This is a genomic window from Gelidibacter sp., from assembly GCF_035577925.1.
In the GTDB taxonomy this organism is placed as follows: Bacteria; Bacteroidota; Bacteroidia; order Flavobacteriales; family Flavobacteriaceae; genus Gelidibacter.
Window position 1 is genome coordinate 1 of the sequence record NZ_DATJCY010000202.1, and the last position, 26,632, is coordinate 26,632.

A 26,632-nucleotide genomic window follows, 5' to 3' on the forward strand; every position below is an offset into this window, starting at 1 on the left:
GGCATGGAACGCAATTGGGTTTCTGTTAGGATATCGGCATAAGGGATTTCTACTTGTGTTTGGAATGGCAATCCCGAGCGTGGATCAATCCATAAATTCTTATTGGTAAATCGGGTGGATGAGGTGGCTGCTACCAAATTTCTTGTGATATCATCTACGCCCAAATCAAATTGGCCAGCAAGATCTCTATCGATATCGATATTAAGAACTGGATAATTCACTTGTTCGGCAATGCGAATATCTCGGAGAAAATCGATCTTGTCCAGATGTTCCTTGATCTGATTTGCAAATCCGGCGGCTTGTTTCAATTGTCTTGCGCCAACTTTTATTTCTATGGGTGTCATCGCTCCTTGCCCCATAATTTTTTCGGTGAGTTCCATCGGTTCAAAGTTGAAGGAAGCTTCAGGATATTTTTGTGCCATGGTTTCTCTCAATTTCTCTCGGACAGCATCCATGGAACCCGAATAGATGTCTTGGTTTACGGAAACCTCAAGAACCGCTTGGTCGGAAGAACTTGTAAATAAGAATATCGGATTGATCGGGCTATTAGGTGATTGTGGTCCCACATAGCCTGAAGTTATAGATACGGCACCATCTGGAAGGATTTCTTCAATATCTGCAATGACATTGTTGTACAGTTCCTCGGTTAGCTCCAATCGGTCTCCCGTAGGTGCTTGGATCCGGAGCTGAAAATCGCCGCTGTTGGATACTGGCATGACATCTGTTCCAACTCGGTTTATTAACAGTGCCACAATAGCAACTGAACTGATTATATAAATAAAGAACAGTGGAAGTGATTTTGGAACCCAGCGTCTCAGCGTATACGAATATCTCACTCGGAACTTGTCGAAGAATGCACGTTTACGTTTTGAAATCGGTATTGGATTTTCATTGGTCTTAATCATCCAGTTGGCCAAAATAGGAACAAAAGTTTGAGAGGAAATAAACGAGGCAATCATGGCAAAGGCAACGGCTAAAGACAATGGCAAGAACATATCTTTAGAAATTCCCGTCATAATAAGTGTTGGCGTTAACACCGCTAAAATGCTCAGCAAAATCAATAACTTCGGAACGGAGATTTCGAAAAGTGCATCTAAGATTGCTTTTTGTTTTTGCTTGCCCACCTCCAAATGTTGGTGGATGTTTTCAATAGTTACCGTGGCTTCGTCTACTAAAATTCCGATAGAAAGTGCCAACCCGCTTAAGGTCATGATATTGATGGTCTGTCCCATTAAATACAGAACAGAAATCGCTGCCATCAACGAAATTGGGATGGTAAGTACCACAATCAAGGCTCCACGTAAATCGCCCAAAAAAAGCAACACCATTAACCCTGTTAATATGGCTCCCAAAAGTCCAGAGATCTGTAGATTGGTCAAGGAAGTTTTAATGTATTTAGACTGGTCAAATTCATAGCGTACGCTCATATCTTCCGGCAGTATGTGCTCAAAATCCTTAAGTGAGGCCTTTACATTTTGAACAGCATCAAGCGTGGAAGCATCGGCTTTTTTAATAATAGGCAGATATACGGTTCGTTTTCCATTGACCATCGCATAGCCATATGTCATATCGCCTTCGTCCTGTACGTGGGCTACGTCACGAATGTAAATGGTGCGATCGTTCACTCTTTTAATTGGTGTGTTCAGAAATTCCTCAGGTCCTGCGGAGAGGGAATTAATGGGGGCCATCATGTTTTTATCACCTATTCTAAGATTTCCTGCCGGCGATGGCAAATTGCTTTTGGCAATGGCAATGGTCACATCTTCAGCACTCAAGTTGTTAGCCCGAAGCAAATCAGGGTCGGCATTCACGACAATTGATCGGGCACTTCCTCCAAAGGGCGCGGGTGCCGAAACACCAGGAATATTGACCAACATTGGACGGACTTTTGTCAATACCTCTGTTTGGATTTCGTTGATGGATCGGTGATCACTTTCAAAAACCAGTTTCCCAACCGGTAGTGAGCTTCCATCAAATCGAACCACCATGGGTGGTACGGCGCCGGCGGGCAAAAAGCCCATTGCTCGAGACACTGAAGTGGATAATTCAGCGGCAGATTGTGCCATATCCGTTCCAGGATAAAAGGTGAGCTTCATCAAGGTAAGACCTTGGATACTTTTAAAATCCATGTCTTTGACGCCGCTCACAAATAGGAGTACTTTTTGGAATTCATTGGCCATAAAGCCATCCATATACTCAGGCGAAAGTCCGCCATAGGGCATGGCAATGTAAATGGCAGGGGATTCCACTTCGGGGAAAATATCTACGTTTATTTTTTGTACCGCAATGACCGAAAAGAAAACAATGGCCAAAACTGCCACCATAATCGAGATGGGCTTCCGCAGTGCAAATCGAATTAAATTATTCATATTTTTTTTAATTAAAGATTGGTAAACAAATGTGAAAAATCAGCTGTTAGCTCCGCTTCGGCAACCATGAGCATCCAAAAATCAAAGGCAGCATTGATGTGTTTTTTTTCTGCCAGCTCCAGTAAAATCTGGATCTGAAGCAGATTGCTTAAATCCATCAATCCGCTTTTATATCGCGATAAATACATTTGATATGCCGCATTGGCCTGCTGTTGCGCTTCATGGGTTTTTTCCATTTCTGTATATTGTCGTTGCAATTTGTATTGAATGGAAGCCAGCTCTGCCTGCATTTCCTGTTCATATTGTTTGTAGCGGTGGCCTTCACTTTCTGCTTGTTTCTTCAAACTGCCGGAACGTTGTTTTTGGGTATATAAATCGGAAATATTCCATGTTATTCCCACACCGACCAAACCATTGGTCACAGAGTTTGAAAATCCGTCGTTCCAATGGTCCGAAACCGTACCGCCATTTCCAATACCAACACCGCGATAAGCATAGCCAGCAATTAAATTTACGGAAGGCAAGGCTGAGCTCGCTTCACTTTTTGCTCGGTAATCCAAACTTTTGCGTCGTTCTTCAAGGGAAGTCAAAACAGGATGGGTTGCATCGATTTCAGTAGTCTTATTTAAGGGGGTTTTCAGAGGTTCTAAAAACCGTGGCACCGAAGCCAGATAATTGGTTTCTTTGCCGTTAGTGAGTTCAAGAAGTTGAATGAGTGCCGCCTGTTTTTCACCTTTTAGCTTTTCGCTATCTCCTAATGCTTGATTGAAAGAGGACGTGGCCAACAGACTGTCTGCTGCCGATTTCAATCCCGCTTTTGACAAAGCGGAAGTAATGCTTCGGACGGTGTTGAGCCGATTCAGATTGTGATGGTTAGTTTCCAATTTGGTTTCCTTTAAAAGCAGTTGGAGATAACGATGGGAAAGCTCTTTTTTAAGGTGCAGGCTGTAAGTGTCTTTTTCACCTTGGACACTGTGGGTCTTTGCTCGGGCAGTTTTGGATTTGTAATTGTATTTTCCGAAGGAAAAAAGTTCCCATTCCAAAGTGGAGGAAGCGTAGGTATTGAAGGTCCATGAGGGACCGGTCAAACCATTTGCTCCACTGATATTAAAAAGTCCTGGTTGCGGAAAAAAAGCACCACTGATTCCTTCATAAGTGGCATATGAGTTTTGTGCTTGAAGACGCAGTTGGGGAAGTCGTTCTCCAAAAACGAAACGTTCCTCCATTTGTGCCGCTTGTACGGTGGCTTCTCTGGTCTCCAAACCAGGGTAGGAACGTTGTACTTCGTCCCATAGTATATTTAGATGTCCTTCATGTTGCTGCGCAAAGGAGGATTGGCAGTTGGCAAGGAATATTGCAGTGCCAAGGACGGTTACAAGAATTCTTGTCATTGATTTTATTTTACGGTTAATGATAATCTCTAGACCAAATTTTATATTGATGACCAAGAGAAACAGGCTTATTTCAAGCGAGGATTAAATTGAGAATTTTAGACGGAAGTTGGTAAATAGAATAAATGCTTATGCTTTTATAATGCCAAGAACCAGCAAATAACAAAGCATAACGGAATTCTGTTCACTCTTTTGTCTAAAAAAAAGAATTAATTATCGTATGTCGTAAAAAAGAAGTTTGCTAAAAAGTAAATACTTGGGGATACTAAGTCCAAGTGTAGGTGTTTTGAAGTGATGTGTTTCTTCTTGCTTAAAAAACGGCATCATTAAAAGTGAAAAAATAACACTAATAAAAATCGCTGAAGAGATATTCTTTATAAGTGAATGGTCAAAGGAATCGGCAGTAACTACTTGAAGATCCGAACATTTAAAACAGGCCGTTTCGCCATGGTTTAAAGAGTGAATATGGTGGCCTAAGGCTCCCGTTCGCTCCGTCTTCACAGGAATATCAAATAAAACCTTGACTCCTCTTTTTAAAGAACAAGAAGATAAAAGAACCAACAATAGCAGAGCTGTAGCTAAAATCTGCTTAAAAATCAAATCGTTTTTATGGGTCTTTATTTTTTTCACGAAAGGCAAATATAGGGAAATCGTTTGGAGGAAAAAACTCGGAAAACATTTTTAAGAATGTAGATTATGTATTTGACTAAGCATGGACGGCCTAAAAGTAACTTTTTTAAAAAAAAATATTTTATTTGAGTTTTTGTCTGGATAAGAATTGTAATTTCATTCGAAAAACATTATATTTTGCACTTCGGAAAAATAATAACATATTCAATATTTTGAGGTTGTAAACATGGCGTTTTAAATCTCAATTCTTTTGCTGCTAATCAGTGGCTTTTTCCTTGAAAAAACAGAATTATTAATTGTTTGTAAAAGTGCTTCTATTTTGAACTCTTATTACAAACAGCAAATCTATTTATATAAATGAGTAACAAAAAAAATGGTAAAACCACTAAAACACGAGTCGGAATCATTGGTGCGGGACCAAGTGGACTGGCACAATTGAGAGCTTTTGAAGCTGCAAAAAATCAAGGATTGGAAGTACCAGAAGTAGTATGCTTCGAGAAACAAAGTAATTGGGGTGGCATGTGGAATTACTCGTGGCGAACAGGTGTAGGTAAATACGGCGAGCCCATTCATGGCAGTATGTACAAATATTTATGGTCAAACGGACCAAAAGAATGTTTGGAATTTTCAGACTATTCCTTCGACGAGCATTTTAAAAAGCCAATATCCTCTTATCCACCACGACCTGTGCTGTTCGACTATATCCAAGGGCGGATCAAAAAGAATCAGGTGCGTGATTATATTCGGTTTGATACTACGGTCCGGTGGATAAATTATAATGAGGAAACCGAGAAATTCGAAATGGTTTTGGACAATTTGAAAATTGACAAAACTTATACCGAAGTGTTTGATTACATTGTTGTGGCATCAGGACACTTCTCAACACCCAATATGCCATACTTTAAAGGGATCGAGCATTTTCCTGGACAAGTGATGCATGCCCATGATTTTAGAGGTGCGGATCCTTATAAAGATCAAGATTTATTGATTATCGGAAGTAGTTATTCGGCAGAAGATATTGGTGTGCAATGCCACAAACACGGCGCCAACACTGTCACTTTAAGTTATAGAAGCAACCCGATTGGCATCAATTGGCCAGAAGGTATTAAGGAAGTGCCGTTATTGACGCATTTTGAAAATGACATTGCATATTTTAAAGATGGTATATCGTCTAGGTTTGATGCTGTTATTATGTGTACGGGATATCAACATAAATTCCCGTTTCTTCCAGATGAATTGCGATTAAAGACCAAAAACAATCTGTATCCTGATCATCTTTATAAAGGTGTGTTTTATAACGCTTTGCCAAAATTGGTTTATTTGGGCATGCAGGATCAATATTATACCTTTAATATGTTTGATGCACAAGCTTGGTTGGCTAGAGATTTTATGATGGGACGTTATAGTTTGCCGTCAAAAGCAGAGCGTCGCATTGATATTGATAAATGGTTGGAAGCCAATGAAAAACTGGATTCTGGCGCTGATGATGTCGATTTTCAATCAGCTTATATCAAAGATTTATTGGAACTTTCTGATTATCCAGATTTTAATGTCGATAAAGTGGCCGTGATGTTTAAAGAGTGGCTTCAGGATAAGGAAGATAATATTTTAACCTATCGAGATAAAACATTTCAAAGTGTGGTTACTGGTACCAAGGCCGAAACACACCATACCGAATGGATGGATGAATTGGATGACAGTAAAGAACGCTATCTTTACTTTGATGAAAGTGAAGAAGTTCTGGAGGATATTAGTGAATTGCAACGCACATAAGTTCTAAGATTTCTTAAAATCACTAATAATAAAATTTAGGCCTCGCAGATTTTAATCCTGAGAATTTTGGGACTGTGAGGTCTTTTTATTGATGTAAATGCGTTAATTTAACCCTACAGAAAAACTTATGTTATGAACTGGATTCTACTTGGAGAGATTGCTTATGCACTTTTGGCAATCACTGTTATTTTAAAAGTACTTTACGACACACGAAGTACTACAAAAGCTTTAGCCTACATCCTTTTTATTGTGTTTGTTCCTTTTGTTGGCATGATCTTTTATTTTTCTGTAGGAATCAACTATAGAAAACGAAAGCTCTACTCCAGAAAAATTATTCAGGACGGACCTATTAGGAATAGCATTCGCGACGCAATGATTGCCTACTCCGAGTCGATAAGTAAATCAGGATTGTTGGACAATCGGTATCAAAAATTATCCGAATATATCCGCCAGGCCGGTAGCAGCCCTTTAACAGCCAATAACGAGGTGAAATTGTTGATTAATGGCGAAGAAAAATTCCCCGAATTGTTAAAAGCTTTAGAAAATGCAAAATCCCATATCCATATCGAATATTATATTTATGAGAATGACATTACCGGAAATGCTGTGGCCGATGTGCTCATCAAAAAAGCTAAAGAAGGTGTAGAAGTTCGGTTTTTATATGATGATTTTGGCAGTCACGGACTCGGAAAGACATTTATTAAAAGATTGGAGGATGCAGGTGTCCAAACGGCGCCGTTTTATAAGATCATTTGGTATGCTTTTGCCAACCGTATCAATTACCGAAATCACCGTAAAATTATTATTATTGATGGCAACGTTGGGTTTATTGGTGGTATCAATATGAGCGACAGGTATAGAAATGATCTCCAAAAGGATAATCATTTGTTTTGGCGAGATACGCATTTGATGATTAAAGGAATTTCGACATCTTATCTCCAATACTTGTTTTTGTGCGATTGGAATTTTTGCAGTCCAGTTCGTTTGGATTATGATAAAATATATTTTCCAGATCAATTGCAAAATTCAAAGCTCGAAAATGATGTGGTGCAAATTGCCGCTTCGGGACCAGATAGTGCGCAACCCGTAATTTTCTATTCTTTAATGGAAGCTATTGGTTCGGCAAAAAAGAATATTTATATCACGAGTCCTTATTTTATTCCTGGCGAAAGCTTAATGGATGCCCTGATTATTGCCATTCAAAGTGGATTGGATGTCAAAATTTTAATTCCTGGAATTTCAGATTCAAAAATGGTCAATGCCGCAGCGCGAGCACATTATACCGAATTATTGAAATATGATGTAAAAATATATCAGTACAACAAAGGATTTGTACATGCCAAAACAATGGTCATTGATGATAATTTGGCTATCGTTGGATCTGCTAATATGGATTACAGAAGTTTTGACCTTAATTTTGAAGTCAATGCGATGGTATATAGCCAATCTATCGCAAAGCAGTTAACCGACGTTTTTTATAACGACATCAAAGATGCTGATTTGATAGATGCTGAGGTTTGGCTAAATCGTCCCACCTACGTTTTATTATGGGAAAGAGCCGTCAGGTTGTTATCTCCGTTTCTATAAAATAAAAACTTCTGGCCTCGTCAAATCAAGGACTTGTTTTTCTATTATTACTTCTAAAATCGATACCTTTATAGAGGTGATTGTGCTAATTAATATGTAGGTTATTTTTTATTTAGCTGATCTTAAAGTCGTTTTTTTCAACAACATCATATTTAAATATAAAACTCATAAGACATTCATACATACTTTGACGATTATATATTGAGGTGTTGGATACGATTTAATAACTCAAAATAAAATGAAAGATAAACATATTGTAATAGTTGGTGGCGGTTTTGCCGGCGTATATATGGCCAAAGCCTTGGGGAATAAAAAAGGAATAAAAGTAACTTTGGTTGACAAGAACAATTACAATTTTTTTCCGCCATTACTATATCAAGTATCCACCGGGATGTTGGATATTTCAAGTATTTCAATCCCGTTTCGATCATTGTTTACAGGAAAAGACAATTTGTTTTTTAGGATTGGCGAATTGGAAGAAGTCATTCCCGAACAAAATAAAATCCTATTAACTACAGGCGAAATGCATTATGATGCTTTGGTAATTGCAACCGGCACAAAAAGCAATTATTTTGGTATGGATAATATTGAACAGAATGCCTTACCAATGAAAACGGTCAACGATGCTATCAAATTGCGGAATTTCCTTATCATGCAAGGCGAAAAATATACCTATTGCACAGATGCCGCTGAAAAGCGTAAAATGCGAAACATTGTTATTTCTGGAGCTGGGCCGTCTGGGGTTGAAATAGCCGGAATGATTGCCGAAATGCGAAATCGGAAACTCATGGATATTTATGCCGAATTGGTCAATGAGCAATTGAATATCTATTTGGTTGACGGTGCACCGACCGTGCTTCCTCCGATGAGCGAGAAATCACAAAAATATACTTTACAAACCTTAAAAAATATGGGAATCCATGTTTTACTGAACAAGATGGTTTCTGACTTTAAGGATGATAAAGTTTATTTTAAAGATGGCGAAACCATAGAAACCAAAACCTTAATTTGGACCGCCGGCGTCACCGGGATCAGATTCAAAGGTATTCCTGAAACATCTTACCAAAATGGCAACAGACTTTTGGTAGATGCTTTTAATAAAGTGGATAAAACCGATAATATTTATGCCATCGGTGATGCGTGTTTGCAAATGTCAGATTTGAATTTTCCAAAAGGGCATCCACAGTTGGGAAGTGTTGCACAGCAGCAAGGAAAAGCTCTGGCAGAAATTTTTATTGCCATAGTTGAAAACAAAAAACCGAAACCTTTTAAATATAGGGACAAAGGGGCAATGGCCATCATTGGTGATAAAAAGGCCGTTGCCGATATGACATTTCCAAAAACGACCTTTACGGGTTGGTTTGCATGGTTTTCTTGGTTATTTGTGCATTTGGCCTTATTGGTAAGTTATAGAAACCGTTTTAGGACCTTCTGGAATTGGTTCAATGCCTATGTTGGCAAAGGACAGTCCCAAGGAATTATGATAGGGAAAACTGCAGATATCGAAAAAGCTTGTGAACATATTTAGATAAAATTTGAGTCGTATATCAATTAAAAGGCTTGGTTTATATTAAAATCGGAACTTTAATATACCAAGCCTTTTTGTTGAAAAATGGTTTAACAATTACTGGGGATTCAACATTATCATAAGATACTTTAATTTTTGTTTTTTTGCGATGGGACAGAACATCCGCCACCGGAATTTTTTACGCCAAGTTTCAATAAAATGTTTTCTAATAAACACCATTTTGAAAATGCCGATTGGATAAGGTTGACACCGATAAAAACGGTAAACCACATCCAGTTTGGATTGACATAAACGGTGAGTACAACACTCAAAAGCACCATAGTGCCGACGATAATTCTAAAATATGTATTTAGCATGTTATTGGATTTAAATGTTTCTTTCGATTGGTACGACAACTGCTCTTACGGCATTACTGGTTTGTAAGGTGAGATTAAATTCTTGAATTAATTGGAACAAAGCATCGATATTATCGTCTTCCGTGAAAGAGAAAAACATTCGCGATTCGTTACTGAATTTTTCACCCGGAAACCATCCGGCGGTCATTAATATGGACGATCCGTTTTTATATCCATCAATATCCGAACTGCTGAAGTTGTGGATATTTGCATTTTTAAAGAGGTTTAGAACATCTTTTCTAAACTCTTCGACGGCTGTTACGATAACTAATTTCATAGGCTTCAATATTTTTAGCTTAAGTTTTTAGGATTTAGATTTTTTTGAAACTGTAAAAGCTGGGTTAGGAATTTCTGACAGGTTCTAAAAACCTGCCAGAAAATAGTGTTAATTATTATTATGTTTTTTCTTTTCAATCATATAATACACTAAGGGGACGACCAATAGCGTGAGTACTGTAGAAACAATGGTTCCGCCCATTAATGAAATGGCCAAACCTTGAAAAATTGGGTCGAACAAAATGACAAACGCTCCAATGACCACGGTGCCTGCCGTAAGTAGGATAGGGGTTGTTCGTACCGCTCCGGCCTCGACAACCGCTTGTTTTAATGGAATGCCCTCGGCAGTTCTGAGATTGATAAAGTCGATAAGTAAAACCGAGTTTCTAACCATAATCCCGGCCAATGCAATCATTCCGATAAAGGAGGTTGCGGTAAAAAATGCGCCCATGACCCAATGCCCCAAAATAATTCCGATGAGGGATAATGGAATGGCAACCATCATCACAATTGGAGCTTTAAAGTTTTGGAACCATCCTACAATCAGGATATAAATTAGAATGATCGCACCTAAAAAGGCAATGCCCAAGTCTCTAAAAACTTCTAGGGTAATCTGCCATTCGCCATCCCATTTTACGGTATAATTATCTTCGTAGTCCGGTTGGTTTAAATACAATTCTTGAATATCATAACCTTCGGGCATCGGGATTTCTTTCAACTTTTTCTCCATTCCCAGAATGGCATACGCCGGACTTTCTAAATCGCCCGCCATATCGGCCAATACATAAACTACGCGTTTTTGATTTTTACGATAAATGCTTTTTGCGCTGATTGTTTCGTTAATTGATACCAAGTCGGCAATGGGGACCAAGTGGCCTTGCTGTGATTTTACTTTTAATTGTGAAATGTCAGAAATTGTAGATTTTTCTTTTTCATCCAAAGCTAAAATCAATCCTACTTGTTGGCTCGCATTTTCGTCATACAATGTGGTGACGGCCCTATTTGACAATGCCATATTCATGGTATGGGTTATTTGTTGTGGCGTAATTCCGTAAAGCATTGCTTTTTCTTTATCGATCTCAAATTGAAATTCAGTTTGATCGGCTTCAACCATCCAATCAATATCTACAACATCATCGGTGTTTTTTAAAATGTTTTGGATTTGATCAGCAATTTTTATTTGCTCATTATAATCAGGACCATAAACTTCGGCAACAATTGTCGATAATACCGGAGGCCCTGGTGGTACTTCCACTAGTTTGACATTGGCATTGTACTTTGTGGCAATTTTTTGAATATCCGGTCGCAACAATTTGGCAATGTCATGGCTCTGAGCTTTTCTTTCATCTTTATTAATGAGATTTACCAGAATATCGGCCATATTGCTTCCGCCGCGCAAATCGTAATGACGTACCAATCCGTTGAACGTTATTGGTGCCGAGGTGCCAATATAGTTTTGATAATTTACGACTTCAGGGCGTGTTGCCAAGTACTGAGATATTTCTTGCGCTACGACACCCGTGCGTTCCAATGTGGTACCTTCGGGCATATCAATGACTACCTGAAACTCGTTTTTGTTATCAAAAGGCAACATTTTTACCGCTACCGATTTTGTGAAAAATAAAATCATGGTTGACATCAGAAGCAAGAAAACACCACCCAGGAATACCCAGCGTTTTGTAGTGTTTTCGAGTAGCGGACGTTCAAATTTGTTGTAAATTTTATAAATCCGAGTGTCTTCAAGTGGTTTTTCAATCTTTTTGGGATGTCCTTTTTTATCTTTACTTATTAAGAAAATATACCCTAAATAAGGTGTTGCGGTTAAGGCTACAAAAAGCGAAAGTATCATGGCAATAGAGGCACCGATGGGCATAGGTGCCATGTAAGGTCCCATCAACCCCGATACAAAAGCCATTGGCAATACGGATGCAATAACGGTCAAGGTTGCCAAAATGGTTGGATTCCCTACTTCGTTGATGGCATACAGCGCCGCTTGTTTAAATGGTAAGCGTTTCATCTTGAAATGTCGGTGCATGTTTTCGGCAATAATAATGGAGTCGTCCACTACAATTCCTGTTACAAAAACCAAAGCAAACAATGTGATTCGATTAAGGGTATAATCCATCATGTAGTAGCTCAACAACGTTAGTGCAAAGGTGATGGGTACGGATAGGAAGACAACCAATCCACCGCGCCATCCCATGGCCAACATCACTACCACGGTTACGGCAATGATCGATCCTATGAGATGCCATAGCAATTCTGATACCTTATCTGAAGCTGTTTCACCATAGTTTCTTGTGATTTCTACGTGAACATCATCCGGAATTAAAGTACTTCGAAGATGTTCGACCTTATCCATAATTACTTCGGCAATCTGCATGGCATCGGCACCTTTCCTTTTGGCCACCGAAATAGTTACAGCCGGATATTCTGAATGGTAATCTTCAATTTTTTGACTGCCTTGCCCAAATCCTAAGCTGACATAGTTTTGTGGAACTTCAGGACCGTCAAGAATTTTTGCAATCTGTTTTAAATAGATAGGTTGATTTTGCTGGATACCTACCACTAAATTTTCAACATCGGTTGCCGATTGCAGGAATTTTCCAGTATTGACTAAAAATTCAGTGTCGTTATTGTCAAAGCTTCCAGAGTTCAACTGGCTATTATTGGCTTTGATCATTTCAGAAACCGATAAGAAATCCAAGCCTGCAGCAGCAAGTTTGTCTTTGTCCAATACCACTCTTAGTTGCCGCTCCCTTCCACCAATTTTTTGGGTCATGGATACATCATGCACCTTTTTAATTTCGGATTCGAGCTCCTGCGCAATTTGACCAAGTTGATAATCATCATAATTTTCACTCCATAAGGTTAATCCAAGCATGGGTACATCATCAATAGCGCGTGTTTTTATTAATGGAAACGTTACGCCCTGCGGCATTTTATCCATGTGTTTGCTAATCTCGTTATACAGTTTTACAAACGAGCGTTCTATGTCTTCGCCAACATAAAATTGGACGATTACCATACCTTGTTCTTTCATGGAAGTAGAATACACATATTCTACACCTTTAATGTTTGAGATTAATTGTTCGAGTGGTTTTATGATGCGGGATTCTACTTCCGTTGGACTTGCGCCCGGATAGCCCACAAAAATGTCGGCCATGGGCACATCAATTTGTGGTTCTTCCTCGCGTGGTATTAAAAACGAACTATATACGCCAATAACCATAAATACAATCATCAAAAGCACTGTGAGCTTTGATTGTATAAATATCTTGGCGATTTTTCCTGCGATACCTTCTTTCATATGATATGTTATTTTTGTTGATGCTTACAAGCTCTAAAACCTTTTAGAACTGTACTAATTGGTATTATTTATTGAATATTAATTTTTGCGCCATTAAACAGTTTTCCATTCGCTGATACGATATATACCTCATCCGCCGATAATCCTGATAATACTTCTACCTCATTGCCATAGGTGCGTCCTAACCGCAACCAGCGCAATATGGCAGTGTTGTTTTGGCTTATGGTATAAATTCCAGATAGTTGGCCGTTGGTAATAATGGCTTCGGTAGGAACTAAAACCATATCGGTGGTGGTTTGTTTCTCGACTGGGAATTGGATGCTCGCAAACATGCCGGAAAGAATATTGGCATCAGTTTTATCGAGTACAATCTTCACCAAATATTGGCCACCTGTGTTTTTTGCGGATACACTCACTTCATGTACCTTGCCTTTTAACGATTGGTCAATGGATTTTACTAAAACATCGACCTCTGTATTTTTTATAATTTTTGAAATTTCGGTCTCCGGAACCATGGCAATAACTTCAAATTGTCCCGGAGCTTCAATGCTCATCAAGGGCATTCCTGGATGGGCCATATCGCCAGTTTCAATGTTCTTTCCGGTTATTCGACCACTAAATGGAGCGGTAATATTGCTATAGGCAAATTGCGCATTGATTTCGTTTTTTAATTGGTTTGCCGATTCCAGTCTGGCTTTTGACATTTCAAAATTGGCTCTCATGTCATCTATTTCCTTTTGTGAAGCACTAGCACTGGCAAATAAATTTTGATAGCGTTGATAGTCTTTTTCGGCATTTTTGAAAGCTATCGTAGCTTCGGTGATACCTGCATTTACCTGCGCTTGCTTGGCTTGAAGATCGCTGTTGTTTATCGAAATCAACAATTGACCTTTGTTGACATGGTCACCGATGTTAACGTGGATTTTGTTTACAAACCCCATCATCCGGGTACTTAAATCGGCACTGTTGGCGGCCTGTATTTTTCCACTTACCGACAAAAACGGATTGGTGTTTCCTAAAGATACTTTATTTGTTGTTACAGTAATTGCCGGAGCATTGTCAGTAGCCGATTTTTTGGTGTCGCTACCACAACTGGTCATGACCAACGCGATGGAAAATGTGACGATTGTATATAGTGTTTTTTTCATGTTTAGATGTTTTTTAAGATCAAGATCTGCGAGTACTACTTTGGATTTTTAATTTTATTTCTGCTTTTATGGTTTGGTTAAAAAGTGGAGATAGGCCTGTGCATAGTTGTATTCAAAAATGGTTTGGTTGTATTCCATTTCTTTTTGGGCGTATTGTGTTTCGGCCATTAATAAATCGGATGTTTTTTCTAAGCCTTCTTTAAATCGATCGGTTCTGATCCTTAAAGATTCCTTCGATTGTTCTAACGCTAAAGCGGTAAGGTTCAATTTGTTTTTGGCATCGGTCAAGGCTCGTTTTGCCTTGTTCAATTCCAGATGGCTTTGTGATACATATTGATTGTATTCCAGTTTTGATTTTTCAAGCTCTGCTTTGCTTTTTTGTAGTTTTCCGATTCGTTTGGATCCTTGAAACAAATCCCAGGATAGTTGTGCACCAACTAAATACCCGTTGGCATCTCCTTGGAACATTTTATTGTCATAAAGTTCGTAGCGGCCAAAAGCGTTAAGGCGCGGTAAAAAAGCCATCTTATCGGCTTTGTTTATGGCTTCATAAGCCTCGGCACTCAATTGCATGGCTTTGATATCCGATCGGTTTTCAGAAATGCTTTTTTCTTCAATCCCCATTTCTGAAATTATCAGGTCATCCGTCGGTGTGTAAACCACATCGTTTTCATCGTTCATCAAAAAGGACAGGTAGTTGGATGCATTTAGGACATTACTTTTTGCTATCTGTAATTGATTTAGGATTTCCGTAACGCGTACTTCCATATTCAAAACATCGGCACGTTGCAAATATCCTTGGAGAAAACTATTATCGGCCAATTTTTTATTGTCCTCGGCAGCTAATAAAGCCTTTTTCAAAACATTCACGCCTTTGTAGGCCAACTGTAACTGCATATATGCTTTTTCGACCTCAAAAACCAGATATTCATGGGTGCGTTCTGATTTAAAAGCCATGGCATCCATTTTTGCTCTTGCGGCTTTACGTTGGTAAACACCATCCATATTGATAATAGGCTGTTGGATTTCAAAAATGGTGGCAAAATTTTGGACTTGCGCCGGATCGTTAAGCACGGCAGGATCAAAATCATTGGGCGTTAAGATGGCCTGGTTTAATTTTGACCCAAAGGCCATGAGTGGATTTGTTGTAGCCGTACCGATATGGCTTGCCGAAATGTTTGGTAAAAACACCGCATTGGTTTGTCGGTAGTCTGCTCGGGCTTGGATAAATTCTTGTTCTGATATTTTTAGTGAGCTATTTTCTTGACTAACCTTTTGCAAAACGATGGCTTTTGAGATGGGTATTATCTCTTGGGCCTTAACCATCGAAGTAAAGCCTATGAAAGAAAGGATTAGAATAAATGTGTTGTTTTTCATCAGTATAATTATTTATATGACAAAAATACGAGGCGTGAAGATGATGGTCAGTAACTTATGTTACCAACAAAAAACAGCATGACTGTACCGCTAATTCTAAATGCGATAACAATCCTTAAATTTTATTTAGAAGTAAATATTGAGTGTTACAAAAAGGTTGTTCGTGAGGATATTTAATAGGATAAGAAAATATTAGTGCCTGTTTTTAAAATTACAGGTTATAAAAGTAATGAATCAATCAAAATAAATCGTGATTATAGTTCAAAATCGGTTTTTATTATTCCAATAGTTTAATAAGCTGCTTTACACCAACTGTTGCAGTTTCGGCAATGACAGTCAGATTATTTCGACTCTCCATCGTGGGTTTTGGGTCTATAAAAAAAGTGGGAGTGTCTTCTGGCACATAATGCATCAATCCAGCAGCAGGATACACTTGCATTGAGGTGCCAATAATGACTAGAATATCGGCAGTAGCGCAAACTTCCATTGCTTTTTCAATCATTGGCACAGCTTCTCCAAACCACACAATATGGGGCCTTAATTGATAATTGTTAGGACATGTGTCGCCTAATTTGATATCTCCTTTTTGATCATAAAATGTAAATTCGTCATGGATATTTCTTGATTTTAAAAGTTCGCCATGTAAATGAATGATATTAGAACTTCCAGCACGTTCATGAAGATCATCTACGTTTTGAGTGATGATCGTTACCTTATATTTTTTCTCGAGTGATGCCAAATCCATATGTGCAGTATTTGGTCTGACGGTTAGTAATTGTCTTCTTCTTTGATTGTAAAATTCAAGGACCAATTCGGGGTTTTCTTTAAAACCTTCGGGAGTTGCGACTTGCATAACATCATGGCCTTCCCATAATCCGTCGGCATCTCTAAAAGTTTTTATTCCGCTTTCGGCACTTATTCCTGCGCCTGTAAGTATAACAATATGTTTCATTTTTGGTATTGATCTAAGGTGTTTTTTTATTCTGCAGATAAGTTGTTTTTAAGTGCTTATCCTTTTATATCTAAATCTCCATTTTTAAAATCCTATATTCTTAAAAAATATAGATGGCGTTTAGAGCTTGCCTTACATTTGTTTTGTTAATTTGCCTAAATATAAAGATTTTCAATGATTGACCTTCAACTTTTAGATTATTTAGAAACCTATTTGACCCCACAGCGCAAAGCACGGTTTGATGCCGTACTTCCTAATCGGACCAAACATTTTACCGTGGCCACTGAAGATGTATACCAATTACATAATACCAGTGCCGTAATTAGAAGTTGCGATGTTTTTGGGATTCAGGAAGTTCATATCGTAGAAGAAAGAAATTCTAAACGCATTGATAGGGAAATTGCAATGGGTTCACAAAAATGGGTGGATTTAAAACGCTATCATACGGTTGGAGATTGCGTAAATAACTTAAAAGATAATGGTTATCAGATTGTTGCAACAACGCCACATCACAATGATCAGGTCCTTGCAGATTTTGACATTACAAAGAAATCATGTTTCTTTTTTGGAAGAGAAACCGAAGGTTTGTCACAGGCGGTTTTGGATGTTGCCGATTGTTATTTAAAAATCCCTATGGTCGGGTTTACCGAAAGTCTTAACATTTCAGTTTCTGCAGCAATAATTTTACAGGATGTTACTAACAAATTGAGGCAATCTGATGTAAAATGGCAGTTGTCAGAACAAGAACAATTGGAAAAACGATTGGATTGGATTTCAAAGACGCTAAAAAGTTATGATGAGATCGTTGCCCGTTATTATCAATCAAAATAAAATCGACTAATCATTCTTTTTATTACTTCGGCTCAGTACTTTGTGCTCTTCGTAACATTCGTTTATGGCATCTAAAATCTGAAGGTCGTTGGCCGATATGATAAACTCTCTGGAATAATTGCAACGGCTGACAATTTCATCCAAATCAATCCGATCGACTTCTAAAAGTACCATAAGCATTTCGCGGTCAAAACGAGAAGCTAACAAGTTTCTGATTTCATCATCTTTTTTCACTTGTTTTAACTTACGTAATTCTCTCCCTTTTTTGCCAAACGTTTTATATAAAAAGTCAGCTGGATTAAAAATAGAGCCCAATACTTTATTTACGCCACCGGTACTGGTAGTTCCTGCTTCATATCCTGTAGAAGACAGCCCGGAAATACTATATCTGTAATTGGTTTTTATGGGAAGTTGTTTGATATCGAGTTCTAAAAAACCAGTAAGTCTTAATTGATTGACTACCACTTCTTCAAGTGCAAGTGCAAGTTCAGTCATTTCAATTTTGGTTTCCCCAAATTTTAACCAGTCATTGGTTACTCGGACTTTTATTGATTTATAACCCAAGAATGAAAAATGTAACGTATCGTTGACGGCTGCTTTAATTTCAAATTTGCCTTCACCATTTGTAGTGGTTCCGATCACTTGATTTAGGTTGACAATATTGACACTTTCTAAAACATCATTTGTGGAGGTGCTGTAAACCACACCCATAACGGTTGTTGGGTCTTGAGCCATACAACGTGAGGAAAAAGCTATAAATACGATAAGTAAGAGTAGGTGCCTCATTGGTTTATTTAAGCGATAAAAATAAGAAACTAAACTTAGATAAGTCACTAAATAAGATAATTTTGATATAATATTAACTTTAGCGAATGTCATTAGAAACGTAATGTGGCATTAGTGGCAAAACCAAATATTATATAATAAAAAAACGAAGTGAAAAGATGTACTTTCCACTTCGTTATATATTTCAAATTTGCATTTATTTTTTAGCGTCTTGAACGTCTTTCTCTTGTAAAAGAAGAAGCGTCAGATGATTTTTCGCTTACTGCTGCACGTCTTTCGCGTCGGTTTGGACCAGAACTTTCGCCCGAACGTCTTGGTTTAAAATCAGAACTTCTTCTGTCGCCGCCACCTGTACGTCTTTCACCACGTGGTTTAAAGTCGCCATCAGAACGTCTTCCGCCACCGCTAGGACGTCTTTTGTTTCTGCTTGTACCGGCACCTTGATCTTCACTGACTTCAACATTTACAAAACGTCCATTATGTTTGTAGTCATTGAAAAAGGCCAATACTTTTTCTTGTAAACCTTTTTCGGTATTGAAGAAGGAGAAACTATCTTTGACATCTACTTTAAAAACATCATCTCTTCCTAAATCTAGAATTTCTTTAAGGAAATCTTTCAAGCTCATCCAATCGTAACCGTCTTTTTTACCAACATTGATAAAGTAACGTGTTGAATTATCGCTGCCTCCAAAATCACGTCCAGAATCTCCATCTCTGTCACTTCCACGACTATCGGATACCGATAAGTTTTTCGATTTTGAATAGTAGTTGTAAAATCTTGTAAACTCTACTGAAAAGAATTTTTGTATCAATTCTTCTTTTGTGGTGTTTTCAAGCAGTTCATTAATTTTGCCCAGATGCTCTTCAATTTCTGGATTTATTTCTGTTTTATAGATTTTATTTGCCAAAGACATCAATTGCACTTCACAAATGGCCATTCCATCAGGAATATCTTTTCTGTCAAAGTTTTTATTAATGATGCGTTCAATGCTTTTAATTTTACGCAGTTCACTTTTAGAAATAATAACCATCGAAACTCCAGTTTTCCCCGCACGTCCTGTTCTTCCTGAACGGTGCGTATAGGTTTCAATTTCGTCCGGCAATTGGTAATTGATAACGTGCGTAATGTTGTCAACGTCAATTCCACGAGCGGCAACATCCGTGGCCACCAACATTTGGATTTGGTTTTTACGAAATGAGTTCATCACCATATCACGTTGGTTTTGGCTCAGATCGCCATGTAGCGCACCGGCACTATAGCCATCTTCAATAAGTTGTTCGGCTACTTTTTGTGTATCTCTTTTTGTACGACAGAAAATTACTGAGAAAATATCCGGATTTGCGTCGGCCAAACGTTTTAAAGCTTGGTAACGATCACGAGAATTTACTAAATAATATTCGTGGGTGACTTGGCTTGTACTTTCATTTTTCTTTCCAACAGTAATTTCAACTGGCGAATCCATGAATTTTTTTGCAATGTTCGATACTTCTTTTGGCATCGTTGCAGAAAATAGCCACGTATTTTTGTCTTCTGGAGAAAATGAAAGAATATCAGTGATATCCTCATAAAACCCCATATTCAACATTTCGTCGGCTTCATCAAGCACAGCGTATTCAATTTTGGAAATATCAACCATTTTACGATTGATCATATCTTTCATACGCCCAGGAGTGGCTACAATAATTTGTGCGCCTCTTTTAACTTCACGGGCTTGTTCGGTAATACTGGCACCGCCATAAATGGCGACCACATTAAAACCTTTGCAATATTTTCCGTAATTTTTTAATTCGTTTGTTATTTGCAAACAAAGTTCGCGAGTAGGAGAGAGGATTAACCCTTGGGTTGTCCTGCTTTCGGTATCAATTTTTTGCAACATAGGAAAGCCAAACGCAGCGGTTTTTCCTGTTCCTGTTTGTGCCAAAGCCACTAAATCAGTGTCTTGTTCTAATAAAATTGGAATTGCTTTTAATTGGACATCACTTGGAGTTTCAAAACCCATGTCAGTTATTGCCCGCAATAGGTCATCATTAAGACCTAAATCTTGGAATGTGTTCATTCGATTTAATAAGTATTTCGATTATGTTCTACAGTGTTACAACAGAAGCGAATCGACTTACTTAACCTAAACTCCCAGTAACACATCCTCACCTTGAGGAAATTTTTGAAGGTGCAAATGTACGATTTATTTTTTAATCAAAATTATTTTTCTTGATTTTTTTTCGACAAAAACAATATTTAGGGTATGTTAAGGTGTAGAGAAGCACAATGTTGCGCTAGTTTTAGGGATCTTCCTATTATGATTATGGCTTTTTTAGGCGTTGGAATTTAAGAAATTTATCAACAATTGAACCGCTTTTCCACGATGGCCAATCTTGTTTTTTTCTTCCAATGAAATTTCGGCAAAAGTTTGGTCATAACCTTCTGCTTTAAAAATAGGATCATAGCCAAAACCATGGTCGCCTATTTTTTGATGTGTGATTTCTCCTTTGCAAATTCCGGTAAACAAATGTTGATTGCCTTTAAATTCCAATGCAATAACGGTTTTAAACTGCGCCTTTCTATTGGTGGCGTTGTCCATGTTTTTAAGGATTTTTTGGATGTTATCTTCAGAACTTCGTTGTTCGCCAGCATATCTTGCCGAATAAACTCCCGGTGCTCCATCTAATATGTCAACTTCCAAACCCGTATCATCGGCAAAACAATCGTATCCATATTTTTCTTTGATATAGGTTGCTTTTTGAATGGCATTGCCTTCAATAGTTTCTTGGGTTTCTGGCACATCTTCGTAGCATCCAACTTCTTCTAGGCTCAATAATTTAATGTGATTCGGAATTAAGCTTTGAACTTCTCTAAGTTTATTAATATTGTTTGTGGCAAAAACAAGTTGCATGGCTAAATTGGTTTTTTGATGTTGTCTTTTACAAAAGTACTTTAAAATTTAGATTCTGTAGAAACGGCTGGCAGTTTTATGAAGCATATAACTTTAAATATTATTTATGATTTATATCATGACCCATTTGTTATTAAACCTGTATTTTGGTATCGTAATATAAAAACGATTATTATGACAATAAACATTCAATTCGTGAATCTGGATTATAGCGATTCACTGGCAGAGTTCACTACTAAAAAATTAAATAAACTCCTTGAAAAATATGAATGGTTGATTAGTGCCGATGTGTTTTTCAAAGAAGAAGGCACCAATCCTGACAAAGGTAAAATCTGTAATATTAAATTGGGAGTGCCAGGACCAGATGTGTTCGCAACATCCGATGAGAAGAATTTTGAGATGGCCGTAAAGGAGACGATCTCCGATTTGCAAATTCAGTTAAAGAAAAAAAAGCAAACTTTTAAAACTTATTAATAACAAGAATAAAACCCAATTTAACGATGATGATAAGGTTCATTTCGTAATATTGTGAAGGCACGATAAAGTTGTTCAATCATGAACAAACGAATCATCTGATGGGAAAATGTCATTTTAGATAAGGATATTTTCCCATTTGCTTTTGTGTAAACTTCCGACGAAAAACCATAAGGGCCGCCAATAACAAAAACCAATTGTTTAATACCCGAATTCATTTGTTTTTGAAGATGTTCAGAAAAGCTTACCGAATCGTACTGCTTGCCATTTTCATCCAATAAAATAAGAAGATCGCTCGTGCCAACCTTGGCAAGAATCAATTCACCTTCGCGTTGTTTTTGTTGCTTTTCGCTTAAATTTTTGGCGTTTTTTATATCAGGAATAATTTCAAATTCAAACTTAATATAAAAACCCAAGCGTTTTTGATAGTCATCAATAAGTTGTTGTAATTGCTGATTATCGGTTTTACCGATGGCAAGAAGTTTTATTTGCATATCACAAATTTACAAATTTAAGCAGGATTTAGAATTTGGAATTTGTATAGTTTCAGAATCAATTAGTATTTTTACCTAAAATATCCCAAAAATGATTTCACAAGAACAATTCAATAAAGAAATAGAGCTTATCATTGCCAATGCTGTTAGGGAAGATGTGGGCGACGGCGATCACAGTTCGTTGGCATGTATTCCTTTTGATGCACATGGAAAGGCAAAGTTATTGGTAAAAGATGATGGCATTATAGCTGGGGTTGCTTTTGCAAAGCGTGTTTTTGAATATATTGATAAAGATCTTAAAGTGGAAACCTTGATCGATGATGGTGCCGAAGTGAAGCATGGTGATATTGTGTTTTATGTTGAAGGGTCATCGCAATCTATCCTAAAGGCCGAACGTTTGGTTTTGAATGCTATGCAACGGATGAGCGCTATTGCTACAAAAACTAAAATTTTTGCTGATTTGTTGGAAGGAACAGGTGCGAAAATCTTGGATACCAGAAAAACCACACCAGGAATTAGGGCCATAGAAAAATGGGCTGTAAAAATTGGCGGTGGTGAAAATCATAGATTTGCGCTTTATGACATGATCATGCTGAAAGATAACCATATAGATTTTGCTGGTGGCATAACCAAAGCCATTACAAAAACCAAAGCGTATATAAAAGACAATCATCTGGATTTAAAAATTATTGTCGAAGCAAGAAACCTTGATGAGATCGAGGAGATTCTTAAATCAGATGGTGTTTATAGGATCTTGATTGATAATTTTAATTATGAAGACACCAAAAAAGCGGTGGCAATGATTGGCGACCAATGTCAAACCGAATCGTCTGGCGGGATCAATGAAAGCACCGTAAGAGATTATGGATTGTGTGGCGTTAATTATATTTCGTCGGGAGCATTGACCCATTCGGTATATAATATGGACTTAAGTTTAAAAGCCGTGTAGATGTCGGATAATACAGATGTAAATATCGAGGATAAAATTGAGGATAAACTTGAAAAAATCCCCGTATTAAAACATGTTGTCAAACTATTAAAAAAAATAAAACTACCTGCGCTTGAGGGACTTACCTTATATTATTTTTTAAGGCTTTATGTCAAAGGTATCATAAAAGGAGCGGTGACCAGTAGGGCAAGTGCCATTGCGTTTAGCTTTTTTACGGCCATATTCCCGTTCTTATTATTCATTATTATTTTAATTCCTTATATTCCTGTGCCAGGATTTGAAAATGAGTTTAAAGAGTTTTTAAATTCTGTACTGCCACCACAAACCTCCGATTTCTTCTTTGAAAATATTTTTCAGAATATTTATAAAAAGGACAACCGCGGATTGATTTCAACGGTATTTTTATTGTCTGTTTTTTTAATGGCCAACGGAATTAGTGCCCTTTTTTCGGGATTTGAAAGTTCTTATCATCAGCAGCTTACGCGCAGTGTGGTCAAGCAGTATTTGTATTCCGTGATGGTGGCCCTTATCTTAGTTTTATTATTGATTGTGACGATTGCTGTTTTAGGATATTTTGAAATTTATATTATTCAACGCTTGCTGTATTATATGGATAGACAAGGTTATGAAACCTATGAGCAAGGTTTGCTTATGGTGGCCATTGCTAAGTATGTGTTTTTTGTGATTATGGTTTATATTGCTACGGCAACTCTCTATTATTTTGGTACTCGTGAAGGTAAGGACTCTAAATTCTTTTCGGCCGGTGCTTTGCTAACAACCATATTAATTATCGTGTTTTCGTACTTGTTTGGCGTTTATGTTACGTATTTTTCAACCTATAATGAACTTTATGGTTCAATTGGTGCTTTATTGATTCTATTGTTTTATCTATGGTTAAATTCGAATATATTATTGCTTGGTTTTGAGCTTAATGCCACCATCAGATTATTGAAAAAATTTAATCGGAACAAATCATTAAAAGAACTTTCTTAATTTTTTACATGTCCCATTTTATAGATGTTATTCTTCCTGTTCCTCTTGAAAAACTTTTCACTTACGGTATTACCCAAGCCGAGTCAGAGTTTTTGAAACCCGGTATGCGCGTAGCTGTGCCTTTTGGGAAAAGTAAAATTTATACGGGTTTGGTTTTCGCTATTCATCAACAACAACCCTTGGCATACGAAGCTAAGGATATCCATCAAATTTTGGATGAGGCGCCAATAATTACGCAGAACCAATTGGCGCATTGGCAGTGGATAGCCAATTATTATTTGTGCACATTAGGCGATGTGCTTCGCGCCGCGTTGCCTAATTCTTTTTTGCTTGAAAGCGAGGCCGTAATTACAAAAAATGATGATAAGGTTATTAATGAGAGTGATTTAAGGGACGATGAGTTTTTGGTGTATGAGGCACTTCATCATCAGTCATCATTAAAACTTCATGATTTAGTAAATATTCTTGATAAGAAAAATGTGCTTTCTGTGATCAATTCACTTTTAGAAAAGGAGGCGATCTTACTTCAAGAGGAGGTATATGAAAAATATAAACCGAAATTGGTGCGTTATGTCAAGTTGAATTCCCAATATTCAGCAGCCGATAAACTTCAAGAATTATTAGAAGAGTTGAGCAGGGCACCTAAGCAAAGGGATGTGATCATGACCTTGTTTTCGATTTCGGCCCGAACCAAAAAACCTGTTAAAGTTTCAGATTTGATCGAAACGAGCGGTGCATCCTCATCGATTGTTAAAACATTGATCGATAAGCTGATTTTGGAAGAGTATTATTTTCAGGAAGACCGCATCAATTATTCTGGAGATGACAACGAAGCTTCAAAAACCTTGAATATTTATCAAGAGAAAGCGCTTGAGGAAATTAAGCAGTCTTTTGATGCGTTTAATATTACTTTGCTCCATGGGGTGACATCTTCCGGAAAAACTGAAGTTTATGTAAAACTCATTGAAGAAGTGATTGCGCAAGGTAAACAAGTATTGTATTTGCTTCCTGAAATTGCGTTGACTACGCAGTTGGTGAGTCGATTAGAAACTTATTTTGGCGGCAATGTTTCTGTTTATCACTCCAAATACTCATCGCATGAGCGGCTTGAACTATGGAACAATGTGTTGCATAATCAACCTAAAGCGCAAATTGTATTGGGTGCCCGGTCGTCAATTTTTTTGCCATTCCAAAATTTAGGATTGGTCATTGTTGATGAAGAACACGAAACGTCGTTTAAGCAATTTGATCCGGCACCGCGTTATCATGCTCGTGATGCAGCTATTGTTTTGGCTTCTCTTTTTAAAAGTAAAACACTTTTAGGATCGGCAACACCTAGTTTGGAAACCTATTATAATGTAAAACAGGGAAAATATGGTTTGGTAGAAATTTCACACCGTTATAATAATGTGTTGATGCCCGATATTGAATTGGTAGATATTAAGGATAAGCAAAAACGCAAACGGATGACGGGTCATTTTAGTGATCGGTTGATTGAAGAAATGACCGCTACTTTAAAAGAAGGCCATCAGATTATATTGTTCCAAAACCGACGTGGTTTTTCGCCTATTGTAGAGTGTGTAACCTGTGGTCATTCGCCACAATGTCCCAATTGTGATGTGAGTTTAACTTACCATCAATACAAAAATGAGTTGCGCTGCCATTATTGTGGTTATTATACCGTGATGCTCAAAAACTGTATGGCGTGTGGCAGTGTCGAGCTGGATAATAAAGGTTTTGGCACAGAGCAAGTTGAAGAAGAAGCCCAAGCACTTTTTCCAGAATATAAAGTGGCGCGTATGGATTTGGATACGACGCGCGGCAAATTTGGTTTTGATAAATTAATAACCGCTTTTGAGCAAAACGAAATTGATATTTTGGTAGGTACACAAATGCTGACCAAAGGATTGGATTTTAGGAATGTGAAGTTGGTAGGGATTATGAATGCCGATAATATGCTCAATTTCCCTGATTTTAGAGCGCATGAACGGAGTTTCCAATTGATGATGCAGGTATCGGGTAGGGCAGGACGAACCGATGAAAGAGGAAAAGTGCTGATTCAAACCTATAATCCGCACCACAAGATTTTACAACAAGTTTCGACCAATAATTATGTCGAGATGTATGCCGAGCAAATGGACGAACGTCATAACTTTAAATATCCGCCAATTTATAGGTTGATTAAAATTACCTTAAGGCACAAAGATTTTAATATTGTAAATATTGGCGCCGAATGGTATGCTACGGCACTAAAGCAGGTGTTTAAAAGTAATGTTCTAGGGCCTGAGTTTCCACCTATTTCGAGAATCAGGAATCAGTTTCATAAAAATATTTTGATTAAGATTCCACAGCAACAATCCTTATCAAAAACAAAAAAAGCCATCGTTAAGATTAACAACAGCTTTTTGAGCATTAAGGAATTTAGGTTGGTTAGGGTAATTCTAAATGTCGATAATTACTAATACGATAAAATTTTCA

General features: G+C 37.6%; 21 protein-coding genes. 8 read left to right on the top strand and 13 right to left on the bottom strand.

Features of this window, described 5'->3' with window-relative positions; genetic code table 11:
* The 3 genes from VNJ50_RS07670 to VNJ50_RS07680 form a co-directional block, all read right to left on the bottom strand.
* On the bottom strand, nucleotides 1-2,369 hold a 2,369-nt coding region (locus VNJ50_RS07670; protein WP_325580588.1), incomplete at its 3' end, for an efflux RND transporter permease subunit.
* 11 nt (nucleotides 2,370-2,380) lie between these two features.
* On the bottom strand, nucleotides 2,381-3,760 hold the full coding sequence (locus tag VNJ50_RS07675) for a TolC family protein (RefSeq protein ID WP_325580590.1): 1,380 nt from the start codon (nucleotides 3,758-3,760) through the stop codon (nucleotides 2,381-2,383).
* A 213-nt stretch (nucleotides 3,761-3,973) separates the two neighbouring features.
* Nucleotides 3,974-4,390 carry a hypothetical protein gene (locus VNJ50_RS07680; protein ID WP_325580592.1) on the bottom strand — a complete coding sequence of 139 codons (417 nt, stop codon included), beginning with the start codon at nucleotides 4,388-4,390 and terminating at the stop codon, nucleotides 3,974-3,976.
* 357 nt (nucleotides 4,391-4,747) lie between these two features.
* On the opposite strand from VNJ50_RS07680, the gene VNJ50_RS07685 reads away from it, so the two are divergent.
* The 3 genes from VNJ50_RS07685 (at nucleotide 4,748) to VNJ50_RS07695 (ending at nucleotide 9,278) form a co-directional block, all read left to right on the top strand.
* The gene (locus VNJ50_RS07685; RefSeq protein WP_325580594.1) at nucleotides 4,748-6,163 is read left to right on the top strand and encodes an NAD(P)/FAD-dependent oxidoreductase; all 1,416 of its coding nucleotides are present in this window, start codon (nucleotides 4,748-4,750) and stop codon (nucleotides 6,161-6,163) included.
* A gap of 132 nt (nucleotides 6,164-6,295) precedes the next feature.
* Nucleotides 6,296-7,750, top strand: a complete 1,455-nt coding sequence (cls, locus tag VNJ50_RS07690; protein WP_325580596.1) for a cardiolipin synthase — start codon at nucleotides 6,296-6,298, stop codon at nucleotides 7,748-7,750.
* Between the two features lie 238 nt (nucleotides 7,751-7,988).
* Nucleotides 7,989-9,278, top strand: a complete 1,290-nt coding sequence (locus VNJ50_RS07695; RefSeq protein WP_325580598.1) for an NAD(P)/FAD-dependent oxidoreductase — start codon at nucleotides 7,989-7,991, stop codon at nucleotides 9,276-9,278.
* Nucleotides 9,279-9,406: 128 nt separating this feature from the next.
* On the opposite strand, the gene VNJ50_RS07700 is transcribed toward VNJ50_RS07695, so the two are convergent.
* From VNJ50_RS07700 to VNJ50_RS07725, 6 genes are all read right to left on the bottom strand, one after another.
* Nucleotides 9,407-9,634, bottom strand: coding sequence for a DUF2892 domain-containing protein (locus VNJ50_RS07700; RefSeq protein ID WP_325580599.1), 228 nt, complete (start codon nucleotides 9,632-9,634; stop codon nucleotides 9,407-9,409).
* A 10-nt stretch (nucleotides 9,635-9,644) separates the two neighbouring features.
* A complete protein-coding gene (locus VNJ50_RS07705; protein WP_325580601.1) occupies nucleotides 9,645-9,950 on the bottom strand; it encodes a hypothetical protein in 306 nt (101 codons plus the stop codon).
* Nucleotides 9,951-10,058: 108 nt separating this feature from the next.
* The gene (locus VNJ50_RS07710) at nucleotides 10,059-13,259 is read right to left on the bottom strand and encodes an efflux RND transporter permease subunit (RefSeq protein ID WP_325580603.1); all 3,201 of its coding nucleotides are present in this window, start codon (nucleotides 13,257-13,259) and stop codon (nucleotides 10,059-10,061) included.
* Nucleotides 13,260-13,327: 68 nt separating this feature from the next.
* Nucleotides 13,328-14,407 (bottom strand): efflux RND transporter periplasmic adaptor subunit, encoded by a 1,080-nt coding sequence (locus VNJ50_RS07715; RefSeq protein ID WP_325580605.1) that lies wholly within the window; start codon nucleotides 14,405-14,407, stop codon nucleotides 13,328-13,330.
* 66 nt (nucleotides 14,408-14,473) lie between these two features.
* Nucleotides 14,474-15,784 (bottom strand): TolC family protein, encoded by a 1,311-nt coding sequence (locus tag VNJ50_RS07720; protein ID WP_325580607.1) that lies wholly within the window; start codon nucleotides 15,782-15,784, stop codon nucleotides 14,474-14,476.
* A 277-nt stretch (nucleotides 15,785-16,061) separates the two neighbouring features.
* Entirely contained in the window at nucleotides 16,062-16,736 is a 675-nt protein-coding gene (locus VNJ50_RS07725; RefSeq protein ID WP_325580609.1) for an NAD-dependent deacylase, read from the bottom strand.
* 174 nt (nucleotides 16,737-16,910) lie between these two features.
* Between VNJ50_RS07725 and VNJ50_RS07730 the strand changes: the two genes are divergently transcribed.
* Nucleotides 16,911-17,567 (top strand): RNA methyltransferase, encoded by a 657-nt coding sequence (locus VNJ50_RS07730; protein ID WP_325580611.1) that lies wholly within the window; start codon nucleotides 16,911-16,913, stop codon nucleotides 17,565-17,567.
* A gap of 6 nt (nucleotides 17,568-17,573) precedes the next feature.
* Here the strand turns inward: VNJ50_RS07730 and VNJ50_RS07735 are convergent, their stop codons facing one another.
* The 3 genes from VNJ50_RS07735 to VNJ50_RS07745 all read right to left on the bottom strand — a co-directional run bounded on the left by VNJ50_RS07735 (nucleotide 17,574) and on the right by VNJ50_RS07745 (nucleotide 21,244).
* Entirely contained in the window at nucleotides 17,574-18,353 is a 780-nt protein-coding gene (locus VNJ50_RS07735) for a carboxypeptidase-like regulatory domain-containing protein (protein ID WP_325580613.1), read from the bottom strand.
* A gap of 203 nt (nucleotides 18,354-18,556) precedes the next feature.
* Nucleotides 18,557-20,410, bottom strand: coding sequence for a DEAD/DEAH box helicase (locus VNJ50_RS07740; RefSeq protein ID WP_325580615.1), 1,854 nt, complete (start codon nucleotides 20,408-20,410; stop codon nucleotides 18,557-18,559).
* 255 nt (nucleotides 20,411-20,665) lie between these two features.
* Nucleotides 20,666-21,244: a non-canonical purine NTP diphosphatase gene (locus VNJ50_RS07745; protein ID WP_325580617.1), complete on the bottom strand. Its 579-nt coding sequence runs from the start codon at nucleotides 21,242-21,244 to the stop codon at nucleotides 20,666-20,668.
* 174 nt (nucleotides 21,245-21,418) lie between these two features.
* On the opposite strand from VNJ50_RS07745, the gene VNJ50_RS07750 reads away from it, so the two are divergent.
* Nucleotides 21,419-21,718, top strand: coding sequence for an HPF/RaiA family ribosome-associated protein (locus VNJ50_RS07750; protein ID WP_325580620.1), 300 nt, complete (start codon nucleotides 21,419-21,421; stop codon nucleotides 21,716-21,718).
* Between the two features lie 20 nt (nucleotides 21,719-21,738).
* Here the strand turns inward: VNJ50_RS07750 and rlmH are convergent, their stop codons facing one another.
* Nucleotides 21,739-22,212 (bottom strand): 23S rRNA (pseudouridine(1915)-N(3))-methyltransferase RlmH, encoded by a 474-nt coding sequence (rlmH, locus tag VNJ50_RS07755; protein WP_325580622.1) that lies wholly within the window; start codon nucleotides 22,210-22,212, stop codon nucleotides 21,739-21,741.
* A gap of 91 nt (nucleotides 22,213-22,303) precedes the next feature.
* On the opposite strand from rlmH, the gene nadC reads away from it, so the two are divergent.
* From nadC to priA, 3 genes are read left to right on the top strand one after another with little or no spacing between them, the layout of a single operon-like run.
* The gene (gene nadC, locus VNJ50_RS07760) at nucleotides 22,304-23,161 is read left to right on the top strand and encodes a carboxylating nicotinate-nucleotide diphosphorylase (protein WP_325580624.1); all 858 of its coding nucleotides are present in this window, start codon (nucleotides 22,304-22,306) and stop codon (nucleotides 23,159-23,161) included.
* Nucleotides 23,162-24,154 carry a YihY/virulence factor BrkB family protein gene (locus VNJ50_RS07765; protein WP_414652880.1) on the top strand — a complete coding sequence of 331 codons (993 nt, stop codon included), beginning with the start codon at nucleotides 23,162-23,164 and terminating at the stop codon, nucleotides 24,152-24,154. It abuts the gene before it with no gap.
* A gap of 8 nt (nucleotides 24,155-24,162) precedes the next feature.
* Nucleotides 24,163-26,616, top strand: coding sequence for a replication restart helicase PriA (gene priA, locus VNJ50_RS07770; protein WP_325580626.1), 2,454 nt, complete (start codon nucleotides 24,163-24,165; stop codon nucleotides 26,614-26,616).
* Nucleotides 26,617-26,632 lie beyond the last annotated feature (16 nt).

Excerpts from the sequence above, each read along its gene's own strand:
- VNJ50_RS07765 (WP_414652880.1), top strand. The coding sequence starts at position 23,162 with ATGTCGGATAATACAGATGTAAATATCGAGGATAAAATTGAGGATAAA.
- VNJ50_RS07705 (WP_325580601.1), bottom strand. The coding sequence starts at position 9,950 with ATGAAATTAGTTATCGTAACAGCCGTCGAAGAGTTTAGAAAAGATGTT.
- VNJ50_RS07750 (WP_325580620.1), top strand. The coding sequence starts at position 21,419 with ATGACAATAAACATTCAATTCGTGAATCTGGATTATAGCGATTCACTG.
- VNJ50_RS07740 (WP_325580615.1), bottom strand. The coding sequence starts at position 20,410 with ATGAACACATTCCAAGATTTAGGTCTTAATGATGACCTATTGCGGGCA.
- VNJ50_RS07685 (WP_325580594.1), top strand. The coding sequence starts at position 4,748 with ATGAGTAACAAAAAAAATGGTAAAACCACTAAAACACGAGTCGGAATC.
- rlmH (WP_325580622.1), bottom strand. The coding sequence starts at position 22,212 with ATGCAAATAAAACTTCTTGCCATCGGTAAAACCGATAATCAGCAATTA.
- priA (WP_325580626.1), top strand. The coding sequence starts at position 24,163 with ATGTCCCATTTTATAGATGTTATTCTTCCTGTTCCTCTTGAAAAACTT.
- nadC (WP_325580624.1), top strand. The coding sequence starts at position 22,304 with ATGATTTCACAAGAACAATTCAATAAAGAAATAGAGCTTATCATTGCC.
- VNJ50_RS07735 (WP_325580613.1), bottom strand. The coding sequence starts at position 18,353 with ATGAGGCACCTACTCTTACTTATCGTATTTATAGCTTTTTCCTCACGT.
- VNJ50_RS07720 (WP_325580607.1), bottom strand. The coding sequence starts at position 15,784 with ATGAAAAACAACACATTTATTCTAATCCTTTCTTTCATAGGCTTTACT.
- VNJ50_RS07725 (WP_325580609.1), bottom strand. The coding sequence starts at position 16,736 with ATGAAACATATTGTTATACTTACAGGCGCAGGAATAAGTGCCGAAAGC.
- VNJ50_RS07675 (WP_325580590.1), bottom strand. The coding sequence starts at position 3,760 with ATGACAAGAATTCTTGTAACCGTCCTTGGCACTGCAATATTCCTTGCC.
- VNJ50_RS07745 (WP_325580617.1), bottom strand. The coding sequence starts at position 21,244 with ATGCAACTTGTTTTTGCCACAAACAATATTAATAAACTTAGAGAAGTT.
- VNJ50_RS07700 (WP_325580599.1), bottom strand. The coding sequence starts at position 9,634 with ATGCTAAATACATATTTTAGAATTATCGTCGGCACTATGGTGCTTTTG.
- VNJ50_RS07695 (WP_325580598.1), top strand. The coding sequence starts at position 7,989 with ATGAAAGATAAACATATTGTAATAGTTGGTGGCGGTTTTGCCGGCGTA.
- VNJ50_RS07730 (WP_325580611.1), top strand. The coding sequence starts at position 16,911 with ATGATTGACCTTCAACTTTTAGATTATTTAGAAACCTATTTGACCCCA.
- VNJ50_RS07715 (WP_325580605.1), bottom strand. The coding sequence starts at position 14,407 with ATGAAAAAAACACTATATACAATCGTCACATTTTCCATCGCGTTGGTC.
- cls (WP_325580596.1), top strand. The coding sequence starts at position 6,296 with ATGAACTGGATTCTACTTGGAGAGATTGCTTATGCACTTTTGGCAATC.
- VNJ50_RS07710 (WP_325580603.1), bottom strand. The coding sequence starts at position 13,259 with ATGAAAGAAGGTATCGCAGGAAAAATCGCCAAGATATTTATACAATCA.